At 60.8% G+C, this 20724-nt stretch carries 26 protein-coding genes; 15 read left to right on the top strand and 11 right to left on the bottom strand.

From position 1 onward, the window contains the following. Nucleotides 1-3: 3 nt before the first annotated feature. From HX875_RS21470 to HX875_RS21460, 3 genes are all read left to right on the top strand, one after another. The gene (locus HX875_RS21470) at nt 4-609 is read left to right on the top strand and encodes an arylesterase (RefSeq protein WP_177045473.1); all 606 of its coding nucleotides are present in this window, start codon (nt 4-6) and stop codon (nt 607-609) included. Between the two features lie 58 nt (nt 610-667). Next, nucleotides 668-961 (top strand): hypothetical protein, encoded by a 294-nt coding sequence (locus HX875_RS21465; protein WP_003218723.1) that lies wholly within the window; start codon nt 668-670, stop codon nt 959-961. Nucleotides 962-1033: 72 nt separating this feature from the next. Beyond that, nucleotides 1034-1996 (top strand): L,D-transpeptidase family protein, encoded by a 963-nt coding sequence (locus HX875_RS21460; protein WP_177045471.1) that lies wholly within the window; start codon nt 1034-1036, stop codon nt 1994-1996. A gap of 159 nt (nt 1997-2155) precedes the next feature. On the opposite strand, the gene oprI is transcribed toward HX875_RS21460, so the two are convergent. After that, nucleotides 2156-2407 (bottom strand): outer membrane lipoprotei OprI, encoded by a 252-nt coding sequence (gene oprI / locus HX875_RS21455; protein ID WP_003172710.1) that lies wholly within the window; start codon nt 2405-2407, stop codon nt 2156-2158. A gap of 626 nt (nt 2408-3033) precedes the next feature. Between oprI and HX875_RS21450 the strand changes: the two genes are divergently transcribed. Further along, on the top strand, nt 3034-3315 hold the full coding sequence (locus tag HX875_RS21450; protein WP_003189869.1) for a GNAT family N-acetyltransferase: 282 nt from the start codon (nt 3034-3036) through the stop codon (nt 3313-3315). 59 nt (nt 3316-3374) lie between these two features. Here HX875_RS21450 and HX875_RS21445 read toward each other — a convergent pair whose 3' ends face one another. Together HX875_RS21445 and HX875_RS21440 are read right to left on the bottom strand one after the other, a co-directional pair. Beyond that, a complete protein-coding gene (locus HX875_RS21445; RefSeq protein WP_003218719.1) occupies nt 3375-4451 on the bottom strand; it encodes a 3-deoxy-7-phosphoheptulonate synthase in 1077 nt (358 codons plus the stop codon). 133 nt (nt 4452-4584) lie between these two features. Continuing rightward, nucleotides 4585-5019, bottom strand: coding sequence for a PilZ domain-containing protein (locus HX875_RS21440; protein WP_177045469.1), 435 nt, complete (start codon nt 5017-5019; stop codon nt 4585-4587). Between HX875_RS21440 and HX875_RS21435 the strand changes: the two genes are divergently transcribed. The 5 genes from HX875_RS21435 to cysB all read left to right on the top strand — a co-directional run bounded on the left by HX875_RS21435 (nt 5018) and on the right by cysB (nt 8948). Further along, nucleotides 5018-5410 (top strand): thioredoxin, encoded by a 393-nt coding sequence (locus HX875_RS21435; RefSeq protein WP_177045460.1) that lies wholly within the window; start codon nt 5018-5020, stop codon nt 5408-5410. The genes HX875_RS21440 and HX875_RS21435 overlap by 2 nt on opposite strands. Then, nucleotides 5407-6372: a putative 2-dehydropantoate 2-reductase gene (locus tag HX875_RS21430; RefSeq protein ID WP_177045458.1), complete on the top strand. Its 966-nt coding sequence runs from the start codon at nt 5407-5409 to the stop codon at nt 6370-6372. The genes HX875_RS21435 and HX875_RS21430 overlap by 4 nt, the downstream gene beginning before the upstream one ends. A gap of 15 nt (nt 6373-6387) precedes the next feature. After that, nucleotides 6388-7305 carry a 5'-nucleotidase gene (locus HX875_RS21425; protein WP_177045456.1) on the top strand — a complete coding sequence of 306 codons (918 nt, stop codon included), beginning with the start codon at nt 6388-6390 and terminating at the stop codon, nt 7303-7305. Between the two features lie 63 nt (nt 7306-7368). After that, the gene (locus tag HX875_RS21420) at nt 7369-7869 is read left to right on the top strand and encodes a universal stress protein (RefSeq protein WP_017477371.1); all 501 of its coding nucleotides are present in this window, start codon (nt 7369-7371) and stop codon (nt 7867-7869) included. Nucleotides 7870-7973: 104 nt separating this feature from the next. Beyond that, on the top strand, nt 7974-8948 hold the full coding sequence (cysB, locus tag HX875_RS21415; RefSeq protein ID WP_010176165.1) for an HTH-type transcriptional regulator CysB: 975 nt from the start codon (nt 7974-7976) through the stop codon (nt 8946-8948). 5 nt (nt 8949-8953) lie between these two features. On the opposite strand, the gene HX875_RS21410 is transcribed toward cysB, so the two are convergent. Together HX875_RS21410 and HX875_RS21405 are read right to left on the bottom strand one after the other, a co-directional pair. After that, nucleotides 8954-9436 carry a GreA/GreB family elongation factor gene (locus HX875_RS21410; protein ID WP_177045454.1) on the bottom strand — a complete coding sequence of 161 codons (483 nt, stop codon included), beginning with the start codon at nt 9434-9436 and terminating at the stop codon, nt 8954-8956. A gap of 15 nt (nt 9437-9451) precedes the next feature. Continuing rightward, nucleotides 9452-9823, bottom strand: coding sequence for a hypothetical protein (locus tag HX875_RS21405; protein ID WP_177045452.1), 372 nt, complete (start codon nt 9821-9823; stop codon nt 9452-9454). A 253-nt stretch (nt 9824-10076) separates the two neighbouring features. On the opposite strand from HX875_RS21405, the gene earP reads away from it, so the two are divergent. Both earP and HX875_RS21395 read left to right on the top strand, forming a co-directional pair. Further along, entirely contained in the window at nt 10077-11210 is a 1134-nt protein-coding gene (gene earP, locus HX875_RS21400; protein WP_177045450.1) for an elongation factor P maturation arginine rhamnosyltransferase EarP, read from the top strand. 49 nt (nt 11211-11259) lie between these two features. Next, nucleotides 11260-11832, top strand: a complete 573-nt coding sequence (locus tag HX875_RS21395; RefSeq protein ID WP_003218698.1) for an elongation factor P — start codon at nt 11260-11262, stop codon at nt 11830-11832. A gap of 159 nt (nt 11833-11991) precedes the next feature. Here the strand turns inward: HX875_RS21395 and HX875_RS21390 are convergent, their stop codons facing one another. The 4 genes from HX875_RS21390 to HX875_RS21375 all read right to left on the bottom strand — a co-directional run bounded on the left by HX875_RS21390 (nt 11992) and on the right by HX875_RS21375 (nt 15085). After that, nucleotides 11992-13008 carry an alpha/beta hydrolase fold domain-containing protein gene (locus tag HX875_RS21390; protein WP_177045447.1) on the bottom strand — a complete coding sequence of 339 codons (1017 nt, stop codon included), beginning with the start codon at nt 13006-13008 and terminating at the stop codon, nt 11992-11994. Nucleotides 13009-13033: 25 nt separating this feature from the next. Continuing rightward, on the bottom strand, nt 13034-13453 hold the full coding sequence (locus tag HX875_RS21385) for an organic hydroperoxide resistance protein (protein ID WP_010176159.1): 420 nt from the start codon (nt 13451-13453) through the stop codon (nt 13034-13036). A 151-nt stretch (nt 13454-13604) separates the two neighbouring features. Further along, on the bottom strand, nt 13605-14057 hold the full coding sequence (locus HX875_RS21380; protein WP_010176158.1) for a MarR family winged helix-turn-helix transcriptional regulator: 453 nt from the start codon (nt 14055-14057) through the stop codon (nt 13605-13607). 77 nt (nt 14058-14134) lie between these two features. Further along, nucleotides 14135-15085: a LysR family transcriptional regulator gene (locus HX875_RS21375; RefSeq protein ID WP_177045446.1), complete on the bottom strand. Its 951-nt coding sequence runs from the start codon at nt 15083-15085 to the stop codon at nt 14135-14137. 108 nt (nt 15086-15193) lie between these two features. On the opposite strand from HX875_RS21375, the gene HX875_RS21370 reads away from it, so the two are divergent. Then, nucleotides 15194-15943 (top strand): sulfite exporter TauE/SafE family protein, encoded by a 750-nt coding sequence (locus HX875_RS21370; protein WP_177045444.1) that lies wholly within the window; start codon nt 15194-15196, stop codon nt 15941-15943. On the opposite strand, the gene HX875_RS21365 is transcribed toward HX875_RS21370, so the two are convergent. Beyond that, nucleotides 15933-16814: a LysR family transcriptional regulator gene (locus HX875_RS21365; RefSeq protein WP_177045442.1), complete on the bottom strand. Its 882-nt coding sequence runs from the start codon at nt 16812-16814 to the stop codon at nt 15933-15935. The two genes, HX875_RS21370 and HX875_RS21365, sit on opposite strands and share 11 nt — an antisense overlap. 70 nt (nt 16815-16884) lie before the next feature. On the opposite strand from HX875_RS21365, the gene HX875_RS21360 reads away from it, so the two are divergent. Next, nucleotides 16885-17091, top strand: a complete 207-nt coding sequence (locus HX875_RS21360) for a DUF1127 domain-containing protein (protein WP_177045440.1) — start codon at nt 16885-16887, stop codon at nt 17089-17091. 45 nt (nt 17092-17136) lie between these two features. Further along, entirely contained in the window at nt 17137-18366 is a 1230-nt protein-coding gene (locus HX875_RS21355) for a winged helix-turn-helix domain-containing protein (RefSeq protein ID WP_177045438.1), read from the top strand. Here HX875_RS21355 and HX875_RS21350 read toward each other — a convergent pair. Continuing rightward, nucleotides 18346-19692: a class II 3-deoxy-7-phosphoheptulonate synthase gene (locus tag HX875_RS21350; RefSeq protein WP_177045436.1), complete on the bottom strand. Its 1347-nt coding sequence runs from the start codon at nt 19690-19692 to the stop codon at nt 18346-18348. The genes HX875_RS21355 and HX875_RS21350 overlap by 21 nt on opposite strands. A 118-nt stretch (nt 19693-19810) precedes the next feature. Here HX875_RS21350 and HX875_RS21345 point away from each other — a divergent pair, with 118 nt between their 5' ends. Further along, nucleotides 19811-20566, top strand: a complete 756-nt coding sequence (locus HX875_RS21345) for a spermidine synthase (RefSeq protein WP_177045434.1) — start codon at nt 19811-19813, stop codon at nt 20564-20566. Nucleotides 20567-20724 lie beyond the last annotated feature (158 nt).

The following is a 20724-nucleotide window of genomic DNA, read 5'->3' as shown; positions in this document are numbered from 1 at the left end:
CCAATGCGAATGTGGTTTTTGAGTGCTGGCCTGGCCTTGATGTGCATGGCCCAGAACGCAGCGGCGGGTACAGTCCTGATCGTTGGCGATAGTATCAGTGCCGGTTTCGGACTGGATACCAGCAAAGGGTGGGTAGCGTTGTTGGGACAACGGCTCAAGAGCGAAGGTTTCGACGATAAAGTGGTCAACGCCTCCATCAGCGGCGACACCAGTGCCGGAGGCCTGGCGCGGCTGCCGGCGGCGCTTGCAGAGCATAAGCCGGACGTGGTGATCATTGAGCTGGGCGGCAATGACGGCTTGCGTGGACAGCCGCCGGCGCAATTGAAACAAAATCTTGCATCGATGATCGACCAGTCCAAGGCCGGCGGGGCCAAGGTGCTGTTGTTGGGCATGCAGTTGCCGCCCAATTATGGGCCGAAATACACCACGGCATTTGCCGAGGTCTACGGGGCCCTGGCCAAGGAAAAAAGCGTTCCGCTGGTACCGTTTTTCCTGGAGGGAGTTGGCGGTCATCCGGAGCTGATGCAGGCTGACCAATTGCACCCGGCGGTTGGCGCGCAGGGCAAGTTGCTGGAAAATGTCTGGCCAACGCTAAAACCACTGCTATGACGCTTTTCTAGCAGCGGTCTTTCGGCTAAGGTGGCGCCCCCCCGATTTGGAGCCCCCGATGTCGCGTCCTGCCTGGTCCCTGTTTGCCTACCAACTGATCGAGCCTGACGAGCAGCTGGATCTGTTCGCCTGCCAGGAAGTCCGGGTGCATCTGGTGACGCGTCAATTGGAGTTGGGCGGGTCCATCGACCGTACCCTCTGCGGTACGTTATTGCCCGCTCAGCCACGCTGGTCGTCGGTGGATCGCTCGATCTTCCAGGACCAGCGTTTGTGCCCCTTATGCCGGGCGATCCTTGAGTCGCAAAAACGCGGCACACCGCCGATCTGGCCAGAGCTGCGCTTCGAACTTTGAATATGGGTGCCTGTCGGGCAGCCGTGTACAATCCATTTTTTACTACCCGTCGATCTGCGAAGGAATTCCCGGATGTTGTCGCGCCTCTCCGTCGTCACCTGCTGCCTGTCTCTTGCTGCGCTCTGCGCGGCCGGTTCCGCTGCAGCCTTGCAGTTGCCTTTGCCGCCACCGGGTGAAGATATCGTTGGCCAGGTCCAGGTGATCAAGGCCAAGTACGAAGATACCTTCGCCGACCTGGGCACGACCTACGACCTGGGTTATTCGGAGATGGTCGCGGCCAACCCGGGCGTCGATGCCTGGTTGCCGGGGGCGGGTACCGAGATTGTGCTGCCGACGCGCTTCATCCTGCCGCCGGGCCCGCGTGAGGGCATCGTGATCAACCTGGCGGAATACCGGCTCTACTACTACCCCAAGGGCCAGAACGTGGTGTACACGTTCCCGCTGGGTATTGGCCGTGAGGGCTGGGGCTCTCCGGTCGCCCACACCACCATCACGGGCAAGATCCCCAACCCGACCTGGACCCCGCCCGCCTCGATCAAGGCCGAACACGCTGCCAACGGCGACCCGCTGCCCAACGTGGTGCCGGCCGGCCCGGACAACCCGCTGGGGCCGTTCAAGTTCACCCTAGGCACCCCGGGTTACCTGATCCACGGCTCCAACATGAAGTTTGGTATTGGTACCCGTACCAGCCACGGCTGCTTCCGCATGTTCAACAACAACGTGTTGGAAATGGCGAGCATGGTGCCGGTGGGCACGTCGGTGCGGATCATCAACGATGCCTACAAGTTCGGCGCAGCCGGTGGCAAGGTCTATCTGGAAGCCCATACGCCGCTGAACGACGACGGCACCCCGTCGGTGGTCGACAAGCACACTGCGGTGATCAACGCCTTGCTCAAGCGTGAAGACCTGTCCAGCAACCTGCGGGTCAACTGGGACCAGGTGCGTGACGTAGTTGCCGCCGAAGACGGTTTGCCGACCGAAATCGGTGTGCCGGGCGGGGCGCCGATGGTGTCGAGCACGCCGGTCGATCAGTAGGAGCAAGCTTGCTCGCGAAAAACTCCCGAGCACCGCGTTCTTTCAGGCTGCACGCGTCATCGTTGACGATCTTCGCGAGCAAGCCCGCTCCCACGAAATTCCAGGCAAAAAAAAGCCGATCCAAGAATGGATCGGCTTGATAACAACCCCGAAGGATTATTACTTGCGGCTTGCTTTTTCAAGCATGCGCAGAGCGCGCTCGTTAGCTTCGTCAGCAGTCTGTTGTGCTTTTTGAGCAGCAGCCAGAGCTTCATCAGCTTTACGGTAGGCTTCGTCTGCACGAGCCTGGGAGCGAGCTGCTGCGTCTTCAGTTGCAGTCAGACGAGCTTCGGTTTCTTTGGAGACGCTGCTGCAACCGGTAGCCAGAACTGCGGCCAGAGCCAGAGCAGAGAATTTCAGAACGTTGTTCATCGTGTTCCCCTTCAAGGACTTTCTATTAAATGGCTACTTTCTCAGAGTGAGCTAATAGCCGGCGTACATACTACCCATTACTTGTAGTAAGTAAACTGACGTAGCGCAAGAAGCAAAAAAAATTCTCGCGGCCAATCTATTTTGGCTAATCTTTTGAGAGTCTGTATAAAAATTATCCAGATTTTTGCACTCTGCCGGGGATTGGATCCAGCCTGAAAGGGCCGGCTGGCATGTGTTAAGCCATGTAAACATAAGTCAATTTATATATCGTCCCCGACACTATTGTTCAGAATGTCTTTTCGCCACCCGGTATCTTTTGTGCATGTAGAGGTGACTTTAAGAGCGCGTGTTCGTCTCAAGCTTCAACTGCCGGCAATGTTCAGGCCATCGACCTAAGGATGCTCGATTGGCCCTTTCTATGTCCGCCAGCGCAACGGAGGACGAGCGTGTCTTGAGCAATTGTGCGATTGGCGCCTACTATTTCCCTGTGCTGGTTGTGAGCGTTAGTGCAAGGCACTGGCGACTTTTCTCGTTGTCGAAACCGGCACCGGGTGGCGTAGATGTTCCTTCGCCGGAAAAACATCGGTAAGGTAGGGGTCAGAAACCAAGACCCGCGAGGAGTAGTGATGAGCGAGGCGTTGTCCATCCACCATGACCAGGCTGGTCATCAGTTCGAGACCAATGTGGACGGTCATCGTGCCTATCTGACCTATATGGACCTTGGGAAACAGACCCTGGATATCTATCGCACCTTCGTGCCCAACGCGCTGCGGGGCCGTGGCATTGCTGCTGCGCTCACCGAGGAAGCGTTGAAGTTCGCCGAAGAGGCAGGTTATACGGTGATCCCGTCCTGCTCCTACGTGGAGCGCTACATGGAGCGCCATCAGCGCCATGCCGCGAAGCTCTGACGAGCAGGCATAAAAAAACGCCGGGCTTAGCCCGGCGTTTTTGTGTCCGCAGTCTTTGCTCAGCCGCGTTGGCGCTTGGGCAAGACGTCCTTGAGCTTGGCGTGCATGCTGCGCAAGGTGGTCTCGGTGGCGGACCAGTCGATGCAGGCATCGGTGATCGACACGCCGTATTGCAGGTCGGCCAGGTCCTTCGGAATCGCCTGGCAACCCCAGTTCAGGTGGCTCTCGACCATCAGGCCGATGATCGACTGGTTGCCTTCCAGAATCTGGTTGGCCACGTTCTCCATCACCAGCGGTTGCAGGGCCGGGTCCTTGTTGGAGTTGGCGTGGCTGCAGTCGACCATGATGTTCGGCTTGATCTTCGCCTTGTTCAGCGCCTGTTCGCACAGGGCCACACTGACCGAATCATAGTTGGGCTTGCCGTTGCCGCCACGCAGCACCACGTGACCGTAGGCATTGCCCTTGGTGGTAACGATGGACACGCCACCTTCCTGGTTGATGCCCAGGAAACGGTGTGGGCTGGAGACCGATTGCAGGGCGTTGATCGCCACGGTCAGGCCGCCGTCGGTACCGTTCTTGAAGCCGACAGCCGAGGACAGGCCGGAAGCCATTTCCCGGTGGGTCTGGGATTCGGTGGTACGCGCACCAATCGCCGACCAGCTGATCAGGTCTTGCAGGTACTGCGGGGAAATCGGGTCCAGGGCTTCGGTTGCCGTCGGCAGGCCCATTTCCGCCAGGTCCAGCAGCAGTTGACGACCGATGTGCAGGCCATCCTGGATCTTGAACGAGTCGTCCAGGTACGGGTCGTTGATCAAGCCTTTCCAGCCCACGGTGGTACGCGGTTTCTCGAAATAGACGCGCATCACCAGGTACAAGGTGTCGGACACTTCCGCCGCCAGCACTTTCAGGCGCTCGGCGTATTCGTGGGCAGCCTTGAGGTCATGGATCGAGCACGGCCCGATGACCACGAACAGGCGGTGGTCGGTGCCGTCGAGAATCTCACGGATGACTTCGCGGCCCTTGGTGACGGTCTGCAGGGCAGCGTCGCTCAGGGGGATTTCGCGCTTGAGCTGATCGGGTGTGATCAGGGTCTCGTTGGATTCGACGTTAAGGTCGTTGATCGGTAAATCAGCCATCGTGTTACTCGTCAGGGTCACGGGTGCCGGCCGCCAGCGATCCCCGTGCGGCGGAGCACAGCATGATTTAAGTGCAGCGGGGAGCCGAACCTTAGCGCGTTACAAGGCTGGGAGACAATGGGCAAAGGCCGCTTTAATCCAGTGCTGGCTGCACAAAAGCCTCATGGGAGAACTCGCCGGCATGGCGCGTGACCCATTCCCGGGCCAGGGCTTCGCTCTGCCTGGGTGTCGGCCCGCTGCCTTCGTGCAGCCGGCAATAGCGTTCGATCTGGCACACTTGCTCGCCCATCCGCGCACCGAACAAGGCCTGCTCATCGGTAAAGGCAATGCCGACGCGGTAGCCGTGTTCGCCTTTGCGGCACCACGCTACATAGCCCGGATAGCGGGCCGTGAGGCCCAGTGCAGGGATGTGCATTTCGATGGCCGTGCCCTGGCGCCAGGCGCGCGGGCAATTGCATGCGACGCCGCCCAGGCCGATAGTGTGCAGCCGTTGGCGGGAAATGCCGGAAAGGGGGCGTTGGGTTATTTCGACAGCGACATCATCAGGGTGAGGAAAGAAACGACCCATGCACACGGACTCCGAGCACCGTCCAGTTGACGGCGGTGGCAGCAGTATAGTGAAAGAACTGCAACTTACCGATCTGGATATCGACCAGCAATTATTGGGGCTGCCCGGCACCTCGCTGGTGGTGTTTACCGGTGAGGGTTGTTCCCGTTGCCGCTTCCTTCACCAGCAACTGCCGGGTTGGGATTTGCCGGTGGACCGGGTCTGCTGGGTGGATGCGGGCCACAATGGTGGCGCGGTGGAGCGCTACGAGATCTTTCACCTGCCGGCGCTGTTTGTGGTGTGTGACGGGAAATTCCATGGAATATTAGCGTCATTGACGCGTCTGACCGCCAGCGACCTGACTCAGGGTGTGCAGCAGGCGCTCAAACGAATACCAGAGGAGTTGCCATGACCGACGTTGCAAAAACACAGTCGCCCCGGATCGGGATTATCGGCACCGGGGCCATTGGTGGTTTCTACGGCCTGATGCTCGCGCGTGCCGGCTTCGATGTGCATTTTTTGCTGCGCAGCGAATACGCCGCGGTGAGCGAGCGCGGCTTGCAACTTAACAGTACCGTCCATGGCACCTTGCACCTGCACCCGGTGCAGGCCTATGCCCGTGCCGCCGACATGCCGCCTTGCGACTGGCTGCTGGTGGGTACCAAGTCGACGGGGAATGTCGAGCTGGCCCCGACCATCGCCCAGATCGCCGCTCCGGGCGCCAAAGTTGTGCTGCTGCAAAATGGCCTGGATGTCGAAGACAGCCTGCGCGAACACCTGCCGCCGTCGCTGCACCTGCTGGGTGGCCTGTGCTACATCGGCGTGCACCGTTCCGGCCCCGGGATTGTCGAGCATCAGGCGCTGGGCCGGGTCAACCTGGGTTACCACAGTGGCCCCGCGGCCAACGATGACACCGGTCGGCAGGCGATTGTCGAAGAGGGCGCCGCACTGTTTCACCAGGCCGGCATCGATTCCCAGGCCATGGCCAATGTGCATCAGGCACGCTGGCATAAACTGGTGTGGAACGTGCCGTACAACGGCCTCTCCGTATTGTTCGGCACCGGCACCACGGCGATGATGGCGGATGAGTCCAGTCGTGAACTGATCCAGGCGCTGATGGCCGAAGTGGTGCAGGGCGCCCACGCGTGCGGGCATGAAATCCCTGCCAGTTACGCCGGGCAGATGTTTACCATGACCGAAAGCATGGATGACTACCTCCCCAGCATGTATCACGATTACGTGCACAAGCGCCCGCTGGAGCTGGCGGCGATCTACGCGCGCCCCTTGGCGGCCGCAAAGGCAGCCGGTTGTGAGCTGCCACGAATGCAGGCGCTGTACCAGGCCTTGAGTTTTATGGATCGGCATAACCGCTGATTGGGGGGAACACACATGGCAAAGGGATTGGGCGACAAACTGGTGCTGGCGATTTCCTCGCGGGCACTGTTCGACCTGAGCGAAAGCCACAAGGTCTACCTGGCACAAGGCGTCGAGGCGTACCGCAAGTACCAGATCGACCACGAGGAAGAAACCCTCGAGCCCGGTGACGCCTTCCCGCTGGTGAAAAAACTCCTGAGCCTCAACGCCAGCCTCGGCCGTGCCCGGGTCGAGGTGGTGCTGGTGTCGCGCAACAGTGCCGACACCGGCTTGCGCGTATTCAATTCGATCCAGCATTACGGCCTGGATATCTCCCGCGCCGCGTTTGTCGGTGGGCGCAGTCCTTATCCTTATCTGGCAGCGTTTGGCTGCCACCTGTTTCTGTCCACCCATGCCGAGGATGTGCGCAGCGCCCTGGATGCCGGGTTTGCCGCCGCGACCATTCTGTCGGGCGGCGCAGGTCGGGCCTCCAGTGCTGAATTGCGGATCGCCTTCGATGGCGACGCGGTGCTGTTTTCCGACGACTCCGAGCGCGTCTACCAGTCCGCAGGCCTGGAAGCGTTCCAGGCCAGCGAGCGGGAGTCGGCACGGGAGCCGTTGCGTGGTGGTCCGTTCAAGGGGTTCCTGGCGGCGCTCAATCTGTTGCAGCGTGAGTTTCCCGACGAGTCCTGCCCGATCCGCACCGCGCTGGTGACCGCCCGTTCGGCGCCTTCCCACGAGCGGGTGATTCGCACGCTGCGCGAGTGGGATATCCGTCTCGACGAGTCGCTGTTTCTCGGCGGCCTGGAAAAGTCGGCGTTCCTCGAAGCCTTTGCCGCCGATGTGTTTTTCGATGACCAGGAAGGGCATTGCGAGAAGGCCCGGGAGTTCGTGGCCACCGGGCACGTGCCCCATGGCATCAGTAACGAGTTGAAAATTCAGACCGAGGGCTGAGCACTGCCAAAGGCGCTGCTAAGCTGAATCAATCTCCGCCATCCTGGCTATCCAGGAGGTTCTATGATTCGTTCGATGTTGTACGCCACGGACCTGGGTCTGTACGCGCCTTATGTGATGCAACATGCCCTGGCGCTGGCGCGAACGTTCAAGGCTGATCTGTATGTGATTCACGTGGTCGAGCCCATCGGGCTGTTCGCCGAATCGGTGTTGCAGAGCTACCTTGATGAGAAGGCCCTGAGCGAATGGCAAAGCCAGGGGCTGACCACGGTGATGGCGACCATCGAGCAACGGGTGCTCGACAGTTTTCGTGAAGAGCTGGGGGAAGGGGAGCAGGACCTCAAGTTGATCCGTTCGGTGCGGGTGATCCAGGGCGACCCCTGTGAAGTGATTCTCGACCAGTCGCAGAAACTCTCTGTGGATTTGTTGATCGTAGGTAGTCACAGCCAGGCGGTCGGGGTGGCGACACCTCTGGGGAGAACCGCCGCACGGGTGTTGCAGCTGTCGCAGGTGCCGGTGTATCTGGTGCCGCTGTTGCAGCGTCGACGCAGTGATGACGTGTGATTGGTAGAAAACGATAAAAAGTTCTAGATTTATCAGTCTAACCTTTAATATAGTTATATACCGTCGCTGATACCCGTGGCGTCTATCCGCTTTGAGGGACACATATGAAGCTTCAACAACTGCGCTACATCTGGGAAGTGGCGCACCACGACCTCAACGTTTCCGCTACTGCTCAAAGCCTTTACACCTCGCAACCTGGTATCAGCAAGCAGATCCGCCTGCTCGAAGACGAGTTGGGCGTTGAAGTGTTCGCACGCAGCGGCAAGCACCTGACGCGCGTTACCCCGGCCGGTGAGCGAATCATCACCACCGCCGGCGAGATCCTGCGCAAGGTCGAAAGCATCAAGCAGATCGCACAGGAATTCTCCAACGAGAAGAAGGGCACCCTGTCGATCGCCACCACCCACACCCAGGCGCGTTATGCGTTGCCGCCGGTAATCAGCAGCTTTATCAAGCAGTACCCGGACGTGGCCCTGCACATGCACCAGGGGTCGCCGATGCAGATCGCCGAGATGGCCGCAGACGGCACCGTCGATTTCGCGATTGCCACCGAAGCCCTGGAGTTGTTCGGCGACCTGGTGATGATGCCGTGCTACCGCTGGAACCGCTGCGTCGTGGTCCCGCAAGGTCACCCGCTGGCCAAGCTGCCGAAGCTGACCCTGGAAGCCCTGGCTGAATACCCGATCGTGACGTACGTATTCGGTTTCACCGGCCGTTCGAAACTCGACGAAGCCTTCAGCCACCGCGGCCTGACGCCGAAAGTGGTGTTCACCGCCGCCGACGCCGACGTGATCAAAACCTACGTGCGCCTGGGCCTGGGCGTCGGCATCGTCGCCAAGATGGCGGTCGACACCAAGCTCGACAGCGACCTGGTGGTGCTTGATGCCAGCGAGCTGTTCGAATCCAGCGTGACCAAGATTGGTTTCCGTCGTGGCACCTTCCTGCGTGGTTTCATGTGCGACTTCATCGAGAAGTTCGCCCCGCACCTGACCCGCGAAGTGATGGCCAAGGCCATCCAGTGCCACAACAAGCAGGAACTGGAAGAGCTGTTCGACGGCGTTGAACTACCGGTTCACTGATCGGCTTACTTCACCTCGGTAACAGCAAACTGTTGCCGAGCGCCTCCCACCAGAATCTCCACCTCATCCCCTTCGAACTTGCCCAGCAGGCTTTTGCCCAGGGGCGAGCGCGGGGTGATGACGGTCACCGGTTGCCCCACCACATCGACTTTCAAACCTGCGCCGTCCGGTGCCAGGAATAGCCACTGCTGGCGATCGTTTTCATCCACCAGGCCCAGCAATGCGCCCACCTCGATCCCGCGCTTCTCGTCGTAGGGGCGCAGCTGCATGTTCTGGCAGAGCGTCAGTGCCTGCTTGATCTCTTCGACGCGCCGGGCCTGGCCGGCGGCCAGGTAAGACGCCTCCAGCCCCAGGGTGTCGTACTTGTTCTCGGCGATGTTTTCTTCGTGGGTCGCGGTTTCGTAGGCGGTTTGCGCCGCGCGCTGGGTGATATCGAGATCGACCGCGAGCTTGTCCAGGACCAGTTGGTGAACGGCGTGCTTATTCATGGGCGGCTTTCGTGATCAATCGCAAAATTGCAGGACGTTGGCCCGGCTCTTGTCGTTGGGGGCGTTCTGGTCCTGTTGCAGCCAGAACTGGCATTTGGGGTTGGACAGGTTGCGCGGGTTGTTGCGGGCCTGGTCCAGGGTCTGCTGTTGCTCCTGTTTGCGAAGGTTCTCCTGATACTGCTCGAACATACGGTTCGGCGGCTCCGGTGCGACCACTTCGGGTTTGCCCAACTGCTGCACCACCCGAGCCACGGGCGCCACGGCTTGCTCAGGCAAATAGCGGGACGCCAGCCATACGCTCAGCACGATGGCGATAAACCCCAGCCACAGGCCGAAGGCCACGGCGATACTGAGTTTGAACAGCGAGAACGGTGCGCTGGTGGCCATTATGAACATCCCCTTAAATGAACAACGTAGCGACGTAGCAGCTGTCGAGCCCTGGCGAGGCTGCGTAGCGGTGTTCCAGCCAAAGTAAATCGTCAGATTCACCACCGTCACGCAGCCTCGCCGAGGCTCGACAGCTGCTACGGGGCAGGATGGCGCTGATTGTCCCACAGCCGCGTGCAGAATAATCGCGATCAACCCTTCGCAATCGGGGCATTTGTGCGGACAATCGAGCCTTTGAGCGTTGGAGCCCGGAATGAAAGCCCGCTGGGATATTTTTTGCAGCGTCGTCGATAACTACGGCGACATCGGCGTGACCTGGCGCCTGGCCCGGCAATTGGTGGCGGAACAAGGTTGTGCGGTGCGCCTGTGGGTCGATGACCTGCGGGCGTTCGAACGCATGTGCCCCGAAATCGATGTGCAGGTGCACCAGCAATGGCAGGAGGGCGTCGACGTACGCCACTGGCCCCGCGACTGGCCGGCAACCGACGCGGCAGACGTGGTGATCGCCGCGTTCGCCTGCCAGTTGCCGCCTGACTATATGGAAGCGATGGCCGCACGGGAACGCACGCCGCTGTGGATGAACCTGGATTACCTGAGCGCCGAGGACTGGGTGGTCGGCTGTCACGGTTTACCGTCGGTGAAATTCAAGGGCGTGCAAAAGTACTTCTTCTTTCCCGGATTCCGTCTCGGTACTGGCGGTTTGCTGCGCGAAGCCGGGCTGCCGGAACAGCGCGATGCCTTCCAGCAAGACGCCTCCGCCCGGCAGCAGTTTCTACAGGCGCTTGGGGTTTTCCCGACCTCGGGCGCGCGGATCATGTCGTTGTTTGCCTACGAAAACGCCGGACTGGCCAGTTGGCTCGACGTGCTGGCCGCCGATGGGCGAACCACTCATCTGCTGGTACCGGAAGGGCGGATCCTGGGTGACGTGCAGCGCTGGCTGGGTGTCGCGTCGCTAAATGTGGGCGAGGTGCACCAGCGCGATGCCTTGACGGTGCAGGTGCTGCCGTTCGTGCGCCAGGAGCAATACGATCGATTGCTCTGGTGCTGCGACTTCAACGCCGTGCGCGGCGAAGACTCGTTCGTGCGGGCGCAATGGGCCGGGCGACCCCTGCTGTGGCACATCTACCGCCAGGACGAAGACATTCACCTGGACAAGCTGGACGCTTTCCTTGAGTTGTACACCGAGGGCTTGTCACCGGCCGCGAAAGTCGCGTTGGTCACCCTTTGGCAGGCCTGGAACGCTGATGGCGATATGGCACATAGCTGGAAAATGCTCCTCGAACACTGGCCGGAAGTGACGGCGAACGCTGAAAAATGGGCTCTGGAACAAGGCTCGCGGACCGATCTTGCGACGGCGCTGGTACAGTTTTATGTAAATTGGATATGATACGCGACCTTGATTTTTGTAAATCCCATCCAAATTTCGGATATTCGCAATGAAAACTGGTAAAGAACTGAAACCCGGTACAGTGATCCGTCTCGAAAACGACCCTTGGCTGGTTCAGAAAGCTGAGTTCACCAAGTCTGGTCGTAACAGCGCAATCATGAAGACCAAGCTGAAGAACCTGCTGACCGGTTACAAGACCGAGATCGTCTACAGCGCCGATGACAAACTGGACGACGTGATCCTCGACCGCAAAGAAGCGACCCTGTCCTTCATCAGCGGCGACACCTACACGTTCATGGACACCACCGACTACACCATGTACGAGCTGAACGCTGAAGACATCGAAGCCGTTCTGCCGTTCGTGGAAGAAGGCATGGAAGACGTCTGCGAAGCTATCTTCTTCGAAGACCGTCTGGTTTCCGTAGAGCTGCCGACCACCATCGTGCGTAAGGTTGCCTACACCGAAGGTTCCGCTCGCGGCGACACTTCGGGCAAAGTGATGAAGCCTGCCAAGCTGGCTAACGGTACCGAACTGCAAGTGGCCGATTTCATCGAAATCGACGACCTGATCGAGATCGACACCCGTGAAGGTGGTTCGTACAAAGGTCGCGCCAAGAAGTAATTCTTGCGCCACCGGTACGACAAAAGCCCGCTGTAGGAGCGAGCTTGCTCGCGAAAAACTTCAACGATAACGCGTACATCCTGGATATACGCGGTGCCTATGAGTTCTTCGCGAGCAAGCTTGCTCCTACAAGCGGGCTTTTTATTGGGCGTTAAGTTTTTACTTCAGGTGTTGCTTGAGCTCATCCGAGGCTTGTAGCAAGGCCGAGCGAACTTCCGGTACCTGGCTGACGACGTTCAGCAAACCGTAGTCGTGGATCATGCCGTTGTAGCGCACGGCGGTCACCGGTACACCGGCTTCGTCCAGCTTGCGGGCGTAGGCTTCTCCTTCATCACGCAGCACGTCGGAGCCTGCGGTCTGAATCAACGCAGGTGGCAAACCCTTGAGCTGTGCGGTGGTGGCCCGTAGCGGTGACGCATAGATCTCGGCGCGTTGCTTGGCATCGGTGGTGTAGTTGTCCCAGAACCACTTCATCATGTTTCGGGTCAGGAAGTGGCCTTCGGCAAACTGGTTGTAGGAACCGGTGTCGAAGTTGGCGTCGGTCACCGGCCATAACAGCAGCTGGAACTTGATCGCCGGGGTGCCCTTGTCCTTGGCCATCAGGCTGACCACTGCCGCCATATTGCCGCCGACGCTGTTGCCGGCGACGGCCAGGCGTTTGCCATCGAGGTTGATCTCGCTGCCGTGTTCGGCCACCCATTTCGTTGCGCCGTAGGCCTGATTGATGGCCACCGGGTAATGCGCTTCAGGTGATGGCGTGTAGTTGACGAATACCGCCGCCGCCCCGGAACCCACCACCAGGTCGCGCACCAGCCGCTCGTGGGTCGGGAAATCCCCGAGCACCCAGCCCCCACCGTGGAAGAACATGAACACTGGCAGCGTGCCCTTGACCCCGGCCGGACGCACGATGGTCAGGCTCAGCGGCTGGCCGTCGACCTGAATGGTCTTCTGGCTGACGTCGGCCTTGGGCAGTGTGAGCTTTACACCCGACTGTGCACCTGTCAGCACCGCACGGGCTTCCTTGGGTGTCAGTTGCTCCATCGGTTTGCCGGTGCCGGCGTTCAGTACATCGAGAAACGCCTGGGTGTTGTGTTCCACGTCACCGCTGGCCGCAAAGGCATTGGTGATCGAGAAGGCGAGCAGGGTGCCGGTGAGTACTTTGCCAAATGTGTTCATGTTCTTCTCCAAAAAACCGCGTGGGTTAGACGGTTACGTGCAGGCGTACATCGACGTTGCCACGGGTGGCGTTGGAGTACGGGCAGACTTGGTGCGCCGCGTCGACCAGGCTTTGCGCGTCGTCCTGGGCCAGGCCGGGCAGGCTGATGTGCAGGTCGATGTCCAGGCCGAAACCGCCGGGGATTTGACCGATGCCGACGTGGGCAGTGATCGAAGCGTCATCCGGGATTTTGCGTTTGGTCTGGCTGGCGACGAATTTCAGGGCGCCGATAAAGCAGGCGGAGTAGCCGGCGGCGAACAGTTGTTCCGGGTTGGTGGCCTGGCCGCCTGCGCCGCCCAGCTCTTTTGGCGTGGAGAGTTTTACGTCAAGGATGTTGTCGCTGGAAACAGCACGACCATCACGGCCGCCGGTGGCGGTGGCTACTGCGGTGTAGAGAGTTTGCATGGTGATTTTCCTCGTCGGTGTTTGCGCTAATTGTTTGCGCGCTAAGTAAGTGGCGAGGTGAATGTATCGCGCTAATAGTTAGTGCGCAAGATAAATTTACAAAAAAATCCGCGTGTGAGGGTTGGAGCCCTCTGGCACGCGGGTTCCGGGGTTAAACGCTACGCTGCAAATTCCCGCGCAGCGCCAGTAAGTCACCCTGCAGCTTGCGCAGTTGTTCAATGTCCAGCCCGCTGGCGCCCAGAATGCACTGCGGTATGTCCATTGCCTTGTCTCGCAGGGCACGCCCGGCCTCGGTCAATTCAACCACCACCACGCGCTCGTCTTCGCGGCTGCGGGTGCGGCTGAGCAGGCCTTCGGCTTCCAGGCGCTTGAGCAGCGGCGTCAGGGAGCCGGGGTCCGTCAGCAGGCGGTTGCTGATTTCCCCGACGGTCAGGCCATCTTCTTCCCACAGCACCATCATGGCCAGGTATTGCGGGTAGGTCAGGCCGAGGGCTTGCAGCAGCGGTTTGTAGACCTTGGTCATCAGCAACGAGGTGGAATGCAGGGCAAAACACAGTTGGTTGTCGAGCAGCAAGGATTCGCAGGTATCGAGGGGCTTGGTCATGGCAGTGCCTTAAAACGTGTCTGGTTTTGAATCTAGCGGGCAAACCTTTAACGCGCCAGACAATTCTGTCCGGCCGGTCAGCCCAAGCCGCTTTGCAGCGCCAGATCCCACGGCGGCACCGGGCTGAAGCGTGCCTTGAGGTATTCGAGCAATAACCGGCTGCGGGCGTTGGCGTGTTGCTCCAGGCGCAGCGCATAGATGCCGGCGGTTTCAGGCGTCGGCAGGCCGCTCTCGCAGAACAGCGGCACCAGTTCGCCGCGCACCAGGTATTCACTGGCGAGCCAGGTCGGGAGGTGGGCAACCCCAAGCCCGGCCAGCGCCCCGGAGAGCAGGGCTTCGGCGTTGTTGGCGCTCATGCGGATGCGTTGCGGGCGGTAGGTGGTCTTGCGCCCATCCAGCTCAAAACGCCAGGCGAACATCGGTGCCAGGCCTTCCCAGTCCAGGCCGTCGTGCTCGTTCAACTGGCTGGGATGGGTCGGTGTGCCACGGCTCTTCAGGTAGGCCGGGCTGGCGCAGGCGATGCGCACGATGCTGGCCAGGGGCGTGGCGATCAGGCGGGTGTCGACGATATGCCCGGCCCGCAGCACCAGGTCGACCTTGCCCAGATGCTCGCCCTGCATGTCGACAAAGCTGTCGATCAAGTGCAGGTGCACGTCGAGGCCCGGATACACGTTAAGAAAGTCGGCAATGGCAGGCGCCAGGTGACGTCGGCCGAAGGCGGCAGGGGCGTCCACGCGGATCAACCCTTCAGGTGCGTGGCTAAGCGACACTGCTTCGGCCCGCGCCAGTTGCAGCTCACTGACAATCCGCCGCGCGCGCTCGGCAAACGCCAGCCCGGCGGGCGTCGGCACCACGGCATGAGTGCTGCGTTGAAACAGTCGGCTGCCTACCGAGCTTTCCAGGCTGTCGATGCGCCGCGCCACGGCCGAGGGCGTGAGCGGATGACGGCGCGCCGCGGCGGAAAAGCTGCCGGCTTCCAGCACATCCAGGAACAGGCTCAGTTGGTCGGTCAGCGTATTAGGGTTCATCAGCGGCTGCTTATGCGAAGTTGGCACAGCCATTGTGCGTTGCTGTGCGTTTCCGCGCTAGAGCGTACTGCGTAGCATGCAAGGCCTGGGATCGGCGGGAGCGCAGTGGTGGCAGATTTAGCGTTGTATTTGATAATGGGTGTGGCGTTGGGCACCGTCGGCGGCTTGTTCGGGATTGGCGGCGGGCTGATTGCCATCCCCGTGCTGGGGGTGTTTTGCGGCCTGGACCAACAGATCGCCCAAGGCACGGCCTTGGTGATGGTGGTGCCAAACGTGATGCTCGCGTTGTGGCGTTATCACCAGCGCAATCGCATCGAACTGCGTCATGCCTTGCCGCTGGGTGTGATGGGGTTTTCCTTCGCCTGGCTGGGCTCGATCTGGGCGGTGGGCATTGATGCCGGCGTGATGCGGGTAGGGTTTATCGCGTTTCTGCTGGTGTTGGCGTCCTACAACCTGCTGCGAATGTTTACCCACAACGCACCGCCTTCGGCGCAGATGCGTTATTCCTGGCCATGGTTGGGGGTGTTGGGCGCGGCTTCCGGGTCCATGGGTGGCTTGTTTGGCGTCGGCGGCGCGGTGGTGGCCACGCCGGTGTTGACCAGCATCTTCGGCACCAGCCAGGTGGTGGCCCAAGGGCTGTCGCTGGCCCTGGCCCTGCCGAGCACCAGCGTGACCCTGGTGACCTACGCCTGGCACCATGAGGTGGACTGGCTGATCGGCGTGCCGCTGGCCGTCGGCGGCCTGCTCAGCATCAGTTGGGGCGTGAAAGTCGCCCACGCCATGCCCGAGCGTATGCTGCGCGGGCTGTTCTGCGGGTTCCTGGCGCTGTGTGCGGTGATGCTGACCTTTAAAGTTTGAAGCCTTCGATGATGTACTCGGCGAGGCATTCGGTAATCGGCGAGGTGGTGCGCGGGTTGCGCAACAGCCGCAGGTTGACCGACGGCAGCGCCGGGAAACCATCCGCTGCGCCCAATATGCGCAGGTCGTCGGTCACCAGGCTCTCCATGTTGATCGTGACTGCCAGGCCGGCACCCACCACGGCGAGGATCGCGGCCCCGTTGGAGCTGTGATACGCCAGCCGATACTCCTGCCCTTGGGCGTCCAGCGCGGCGCGTGCCCACTGCGTGCAAAAGCTGTCGAGGCCGGAAATGGCCAAGGGCACGGCGCTGTGCTCATCCATGCAGAAGCAGGGCGCCGCCACCCATACCATGCGCTCATGGCGCAGCAGTTCGCCGATTTCATTCCCCGGTTCGCGGCTGATCACCGTCAGGTCGAGGTCCCGGCGCTGCATCAGCACCGGTGACGATTCACAGTGCATTTCAATCTGGATCAGCGGGTAAGCCTTGGAAAAGCGCTTGAGAATTCCCGGCAGGTAGCGCATCACGTAGTCATCCGGCGTGCCGATGCGCACCAGTCCCACCATGTGCGGCTCGCGCAGGGTGTTGAACACCTCGCTGTGCAGCTTGAGGATCCGGCGGGCATAGCCCAATAGCACTTGGCCTTCGGGCGTCAGCCGCACCTGGCGGCCATCGCGCTCGAACAGCTTGCGCTGCAACACATCTTCTTCCAGGCGTTTCATCTGCATGCTCACGGCCGACTGGGTGCGGTTGACCTGCTCGCCGGCGCGGGTAAAACCACCCTGATCGGCGATGGCGACGAAGGTGCGAAGGACTTCGGTATCGATACTCGGGTAGCTGGACAATCGATCAATCTCCGAGATGTATTGCATAAGAAACATTCGTTGGATTGATCATAGCGCCAGGCACAGACTTCAGTCATCCCCACTGGAGGGCGAGATGATGAAAGGTCAAAGAGGCTTTGTACTGATGGCTAAACGGCCGTTTTCCGGGTTGCTTCAATTGGGTTCCCGCTGGATCGCCGTGCACCGTGAACGCCAGCTGTTGATGAGCATGAGCGATGAGGCGCTCAAGGATATCGGGCTCAACCGTGGTGATGTCGAGCAGGAAAGCCGCCGGCACTTTTGGGAAGATCCGCTGCGAAAATGACTCGGGATGCAGTAGGGTGGTTCGCGAGCACACAAGGAGATGCACATGCCCGCAGAACTGTCCTTTTCCCTCAAGCAGGCGCGACGCCTGGCGCTGGCCGCCCAGGGTTTTTCCGGGCGCCAGCCGCCGGCGTTGATCAAGGCCGCGCAGGTCAATCGCCTGGTTGAGCGTTTGGGCGTGTTGCAGATTGATTCGGTAAATGCGGTGGTGCGCTCGCACTACCTGCCGCTGTTTTCCCGCCTGGGTAACTACTCTCCGTTGATTCTCGAACAGGCCGCCTGGAGCTCGGGCCGGCGCCGTTCGCTGTTCGAGTATTGGGGCCACGAGGCTTCGTTGCTGCCGATGGCGCTGTACCCGTTGATGCGCTGGCGCATGGAACGGGCGGCCCAGGGGCAGGGGATCTATCAGCAAATGGCGCGGTTTGGTCGCGAGCAGCAGGCGACCATTGCGCGAGTGCTGGGCATCGTCGAGCAACAGGGCGCCTTGGGCGCGGGCAGTTTGTCCACCCGCGAGGAACGTGCCGGCCCGTGGTGGGATTGGAGCGATGAAAAGCATGCCCTGGAATGGTTGTTCGCAGCAGGCTTGGTGACTGTCGCCGGGCGGCGGGGTTTTGAGCGGCTGTATGACTTGCCGGAGCGGGTAATCCCGACGGAAATTCTCCAGCAAGCCCCTTTGAATGAAGCTCAAGCCCAGCGCGGCCTGCTGTTGCACAGTGCCACGGCGCTGGGTGTGGGCACCGAAAAAGACCTGCGCGATTACTTCCGCCTGGACCCGAGCGACAGCCGCGGTCGCCTGGCAGAGTTGGTCGAGGATGGGCAGTTGATCACGTGCCAGGTCCAGGGCTGGAAGCAGCCGGCGTATTGCCTGCCGGAGCCAAAAATCCCGCGCAAGGTGCCCGCCAGCGCGTTGCTATCGCCTTTTGATTCGCTGATCTGGGAGCGCAGCCGTACCGAGCGTTTGTTCGATTTCCGCTATCGGCTGGAAATCTACACGCCCCAGGACAAGCGGGTGTATGGCTATTACGTGTTGCCGTTCCTGCACAACGAGCGGATCGCGGCGCGGGTGGATCTACGCGCCGAGCGAGCGGCCGGGCGCCTGGCGGTGCATGCCGTTCACGAGGAAGAACCGGGGCTGGACGAGGAGGGCATGCAGGCGCTGGCCCTGAATCTGCGGCGGATGGCCGACTGGCTCGGGCTTGAGCAGATACAGCTCAATTGCCAGCGGGCCAGTGCAGCGCGGTTGCGGGTAGAGCTCTTAGCGCTTGACCTGTTTTAGTGTCTCGGCAATCAGGAACGCCAACTCCAGCGACTGATCGGCATTCATCCGTGGGTCGCAGTGGGTGTGGTAGCGGTCCGACAGGCCATCTTCGGTAATCGGCCGCGCGCCGCCGATGCACTCGGTGACATTCTGCCCGGTCATCTCGATATGAATCCCGCCGGCATAAGTGCCTTCGGCTTCATGTACCTGGAAGAATTCCTTCACCTCACTGAGGATCTGCGCGAAGTCCCGGGTCTTGTAGCCGCTGCTGGCCTTGATGGTGTTGCCGTGCATCGGGTCGGAACTCCACAGCACCTGCTTGCCTTCACGCTGTACGGCACGGATCAGGTCCGGCAGGTGGTCGCCGACCTTGTTGGCGCCCATGCGCGCAATCAGGTTCAGGCGGCCCGGGTCGTTGTCCGGGTTGAGGATGTCGATCAGGCGGATCAGGTCGTCGGGGTTCATGCTCGGGCCGATCTTGACCCCGATCGGGTTGTTCACCCCGCGCAGGAATTCGACGTGGGCACCGTCCAATTGGCGGGTGCGGTCACCGATCCACAGCATGTGTGCCGAGCAGTCGTAGTAGTCGTTGGTCAGGCTGTCGCGGCGCACGAACGCTTGCTCGTAGTTGAGCAGCAGGGCCTCGTGGGCGGTGAAGAAACTGGTCTCGCGCAATTGCGGCGAGCTGTCCATGCCGCAGGCGCGCATGAAGGCCAGGGTTTCGTCGATACGGTCGGCCAGTTGGCTGTATTTTTCGGCCAGGGCCGAGTTGGCGATGAAGTCCAGGTTCCACTTGTGCACCTGGTGCAGGTCGGCAAAACCGCCCTGGGCAAACGCTCGCAGCAGGTTGAGCGTGGCGGTGGACTGGTGGTAGGACTGGAGCAGGCGGTCCGGGTCTGGCACGCGGCTTTTTTCGTCGAAGCCGATGCCGTTGACGATATCGCCGCGATAGGCGGGCAGGGTGATGCCGTCGATGGTTTCATCGTTGGACGAGCGCGGCTTGGCGAACTGGCCAGCCATACGCCCGACCTTGACCACCGGGCAGCCGGCGGCGAAGGTCATCACAATGGCCATCTGCAGCAGCACCTTGAAGGTGTCGCGGATTTTCGCTGCGGAGAACTCGGCAAAACTCTCGGCGCAATCGCCACCCTGCAACAGGAAGGCGCGACCCTGGGTCACCTCGGCAAACTGACGGAGCAACTCACGGGCCTCACCGGCAAACACCAGCGGCGGATAACTCGCCAGGTTTTGCTCGACTTGCGCCAGGTGCGCCGCGTCAGGGTACTGGGGTTGTTGCTGGATCGGCAGGGCGCGCCAGCTGTCGGGGCTCCAGGGTTGGCTCATCATGAACTCGAGTGATTGACGGTCGGGCGGCCATGTTATCAGCAATTAGTACGTGACCTGCTGCTGCCGGTTCGCCCACAATCCCGGCTTTCCCGTTGGCACGCCGTTAGGAGTTGCAATGTCTGAGGAGCGCGTCGAGCGCCTGCTGGCCGAGGTCCATGATGACTTCGGCATGATCCGCGTGCTGGAAGTGGCCGATTACCGCTTTCTCGAGTTTGGCGATGCCATCGAGCAGAGCTGCGTGTTTACCGCCGACCCGAGTTGGCTGGAATACGACTACACCCGCGCGATGTTGATTGGGGCGTTGTGCCATGAGCGGCCGGAGAGTGCGTTGTTTCTTGGTTTGGGCGCGGGGACTTTGACCCAGGCGTGCCTGAAGTTTTTGCCTCTGGACGATGTTGAAGCCATCGAGTTGCGGCCGGATGTGCCGCGCCTGGCCATTGAGTTTTTGGGGTTGGATGATGATCCGCGGTTGTACATCCGCGTTGGGGATGCGCTGGAGTTGTTGCCCACGGCGGAGTCGGCGGACCTGATTTTTGTCGACCTGTATACGGATGTTGGCCCGGGGGTGGGGCACCTGGCTTGGAAGTTTCTGGAGAACTGCCAGAAGAAGCTGAATCCTGGGGGGTGGTTGGTGATCAATCAGTGGGCTACTGATGATGGCAAGCCGCTGGGGGCTGCGTTGTTGCGTGGGTTGTATCACCGGCATTATTGGGAGCTGCCGGTGAAGGAGGGGAATGTGATTCTGCTGGTGCCGGCGGATTTGGATCAGGTGCTTGATGTGGCTGCGTTGTCGGCTCGGGCTGAGGGGTTGGCGCCGCGGTTGGGGTATTCGCTGCAGTCGCTGATTAAGGCGATTCGGTCGGCTACTTAGGTGTTATTGCGTACATATCCGTTTCTTCGGTAATGGCGACTTATGGTTCCGCTCTTACAGCGGGTCACTTTTGGCAAACGCCCGGAATGCCGGCCCAGCCAAAAGTAACCAAAAGGTCTTTGCCCCACCACTCGGTGCCTCGCTTAGGCTCGGCATGC

Origin of the sequence: Pseudomonas yamanorum, assembly GCF_013386765.1 — a bacterium.
GTDB lineage: Bacteria > Pseudomonadota > Gammaproteobacteria > Pseudomonadales > Pseudomonadaceae > Aquipseudomonas > Aquipseudomonas yamanorum_A.
Note: the sequence above shows the minus strand (reverse complement) of the source record. Positions and strands in the feature narration are given on the sequence as shown.

Excerpts from the sequence above, each read along its gene's own strand:
- HX875_RS21355 (WP_177045438.1), top strand. The coding sequence starts at position 17,137 with ATGCCCGCAGAACTGTCCTTTTCCCTCAAGCAGGCGCGACGCCTGGCG.
- HX875_RS21385 (WP_010176159.1), bottom strand. The coding sequence starts at position 13,453 with ATGCAAACTCTCTACACCGCAGTAGCCACCGCCACCGGCGGCCGTGAT.
- HX875_RS21410 (WP_177045454.1), bottom strand. The coding sequence starts at position 9,436 with ATGAATAAGCACGCCGTTCACCAACTGGTCCTGGACAAGCTCGCGGTC.
- HX875_RS21360 (WP_177045440.1), top strand. The coding sequence starts at position 16,885 with ATGAAAGGTCAAAGAGGCTTTGTACTGATGGCTAAACGGCCGTTTTCC.
- HX875_RS21450 (WP_003189869.1), top strand. The coding sequence starts at position 3,034 with ATGAGCGAGGCGTTGTCCATCCACCATGACCAGGCTGGTCATCAGTTC.
- oprI (WP_003172710.1), bottom strand. The coding sequence starts at position 2,407 with ATGAACAACGTTCTGAAATTCTCTGCTCTGGCTCTGGCCGCAGTTCTG.
- HX875_RS21470 (WP_177045473.1), top strand. The coding sequence starts at position 4 with ATGCGAATGTGGTTTTTGAGTGCTGGCCTGGCCTTGATGTGCATGGCC.
- HX875_RS21420 (WP_017477371.1), top strand. The coding sequence starts at position 7,369 with ATGATTCGTTCGATGTTGTACGCCACGGACCTGGGTCTGTACGCGCCT.
- HX875_RS21395 (WP_003218698.1), top strand. The coding sequence starts at position 11,260 with ATGAAAACTGGTAAAGAACTGAAACCCGGTACAGTGATCCGTCTCGAA.
- HX875_RS21465 (WP_003218723.1), top strand. The coding sequence starts at position 668 with ATGTCGCGTCCTGCCTGGTCCCTGTTTGCCTACCAACTGATCGAGCCT.
- cysB (WP_010176165.1), top strand. The coding sequence starts at position 7,974 with ATGAAGCTTCAACAACTGCGCTACATCTGGGAAGTGGCGCACCACGAC.
- HX875_RS21425 (WP_177045456.1), top strand. The coding sequence starts at position 6,388 with ATGGCAAAGGGATTGGGCGACAAACTGGTGCTGGCGATTTCCTCGCGG.
- HX875_RS21380 (WP_010176158.1), bottom strand. The coding sequence starts at position 14,057 with ATGACCAAGCCCCTCGATACCTGCGAATCCTTGCTGCTCGACAACCAA.
- HX875_RS21440 (WP_177045469.1), bottom strand. The coding sequence starts at position 5,019 with ATGGGTCGTTTCTTTCCTCACCCTGATGATGTCGCTGTCGAAATAACC.
- HX875_RS21430 (WP_177045458.1), top strand. The coding sequence starts at position 5,407 with ATGACCGACGTTGCAAAAACACAGTCGCCCCGGATCGGGATTATCGGC.
- HX875_RS21445 (WP_003218719.1), bottom strand. The coding sequence starts at position 4,451 with ATGGCTGATTTACCGATCAACGACCTTAACGTCGAATCCAACGAGACC.
- HX875_RS21350 (WP_177045436.1), bottom strand. The coding sequence starts at position 19,692 with ATGAGCCAACCCTGGAGCCCCGACAGCTGGCGCGCCCTGCCGATCCAG.
- HX875_RS21390 (WP_177045447.1), bottom strand. The coding sequence starts at position 13,008 with ATGAACACATTTGGCAAAGTACTCACCGGCACCCTGCTCGCCTTCTCG.
- HX875_RS21405 (WP_177045452.1), bottom strand. The coding sequence starts at position 9,823 with ATGGCCACCAGCGCACCGTTCTCGCTGTTCAAACTCAGTATCGCCGTG.
- HX875_RS21435 (WP_177045460.1), top strand. The coding sequence starts at position 5,018 with ATGCACACGGACTCCGAGCACCGTCCAGTTGACGGCGGTGGCAGCAGT.
- HX875_RS21365 (WP_177045442.1), bottom strand. The coding sequence starts at position 16,814 with ATGCAATACATCTCGGAGATTGATCGATTGTCCAGCTACCCGAGTATC.
- HX875_RS21460 (WP_177045471.1), top strand. The coding sequence starts at position 1,034 with ATGTTGTCGCGCCTCTCCGTCGTCACCTGCTGCCTGTCTCTTGCTGCG.
- HX875_RS21375 (WP_177045446.1), bottom strand. The coding sequence starts at position 15,085 with ATGAACCCTAATACGCTGACCGACCAACTGAGCCTGTTCCTGGATGTG.
- HX875_RS21345 (WP_177045434.1), top strand. The coding sequence starts at position 19,811 with ATGTCTGAGGAGCGCGTCGAGCGCCTGCTGGCCGAGGTCCATGATGAC.
- earP (WP_177045450.1), top strand. The coding sequence starts at position 10,077 with ATGAAAGCCCGCTGGGATATTTTTTGCAGCGTCGTCGATAACTACGGC.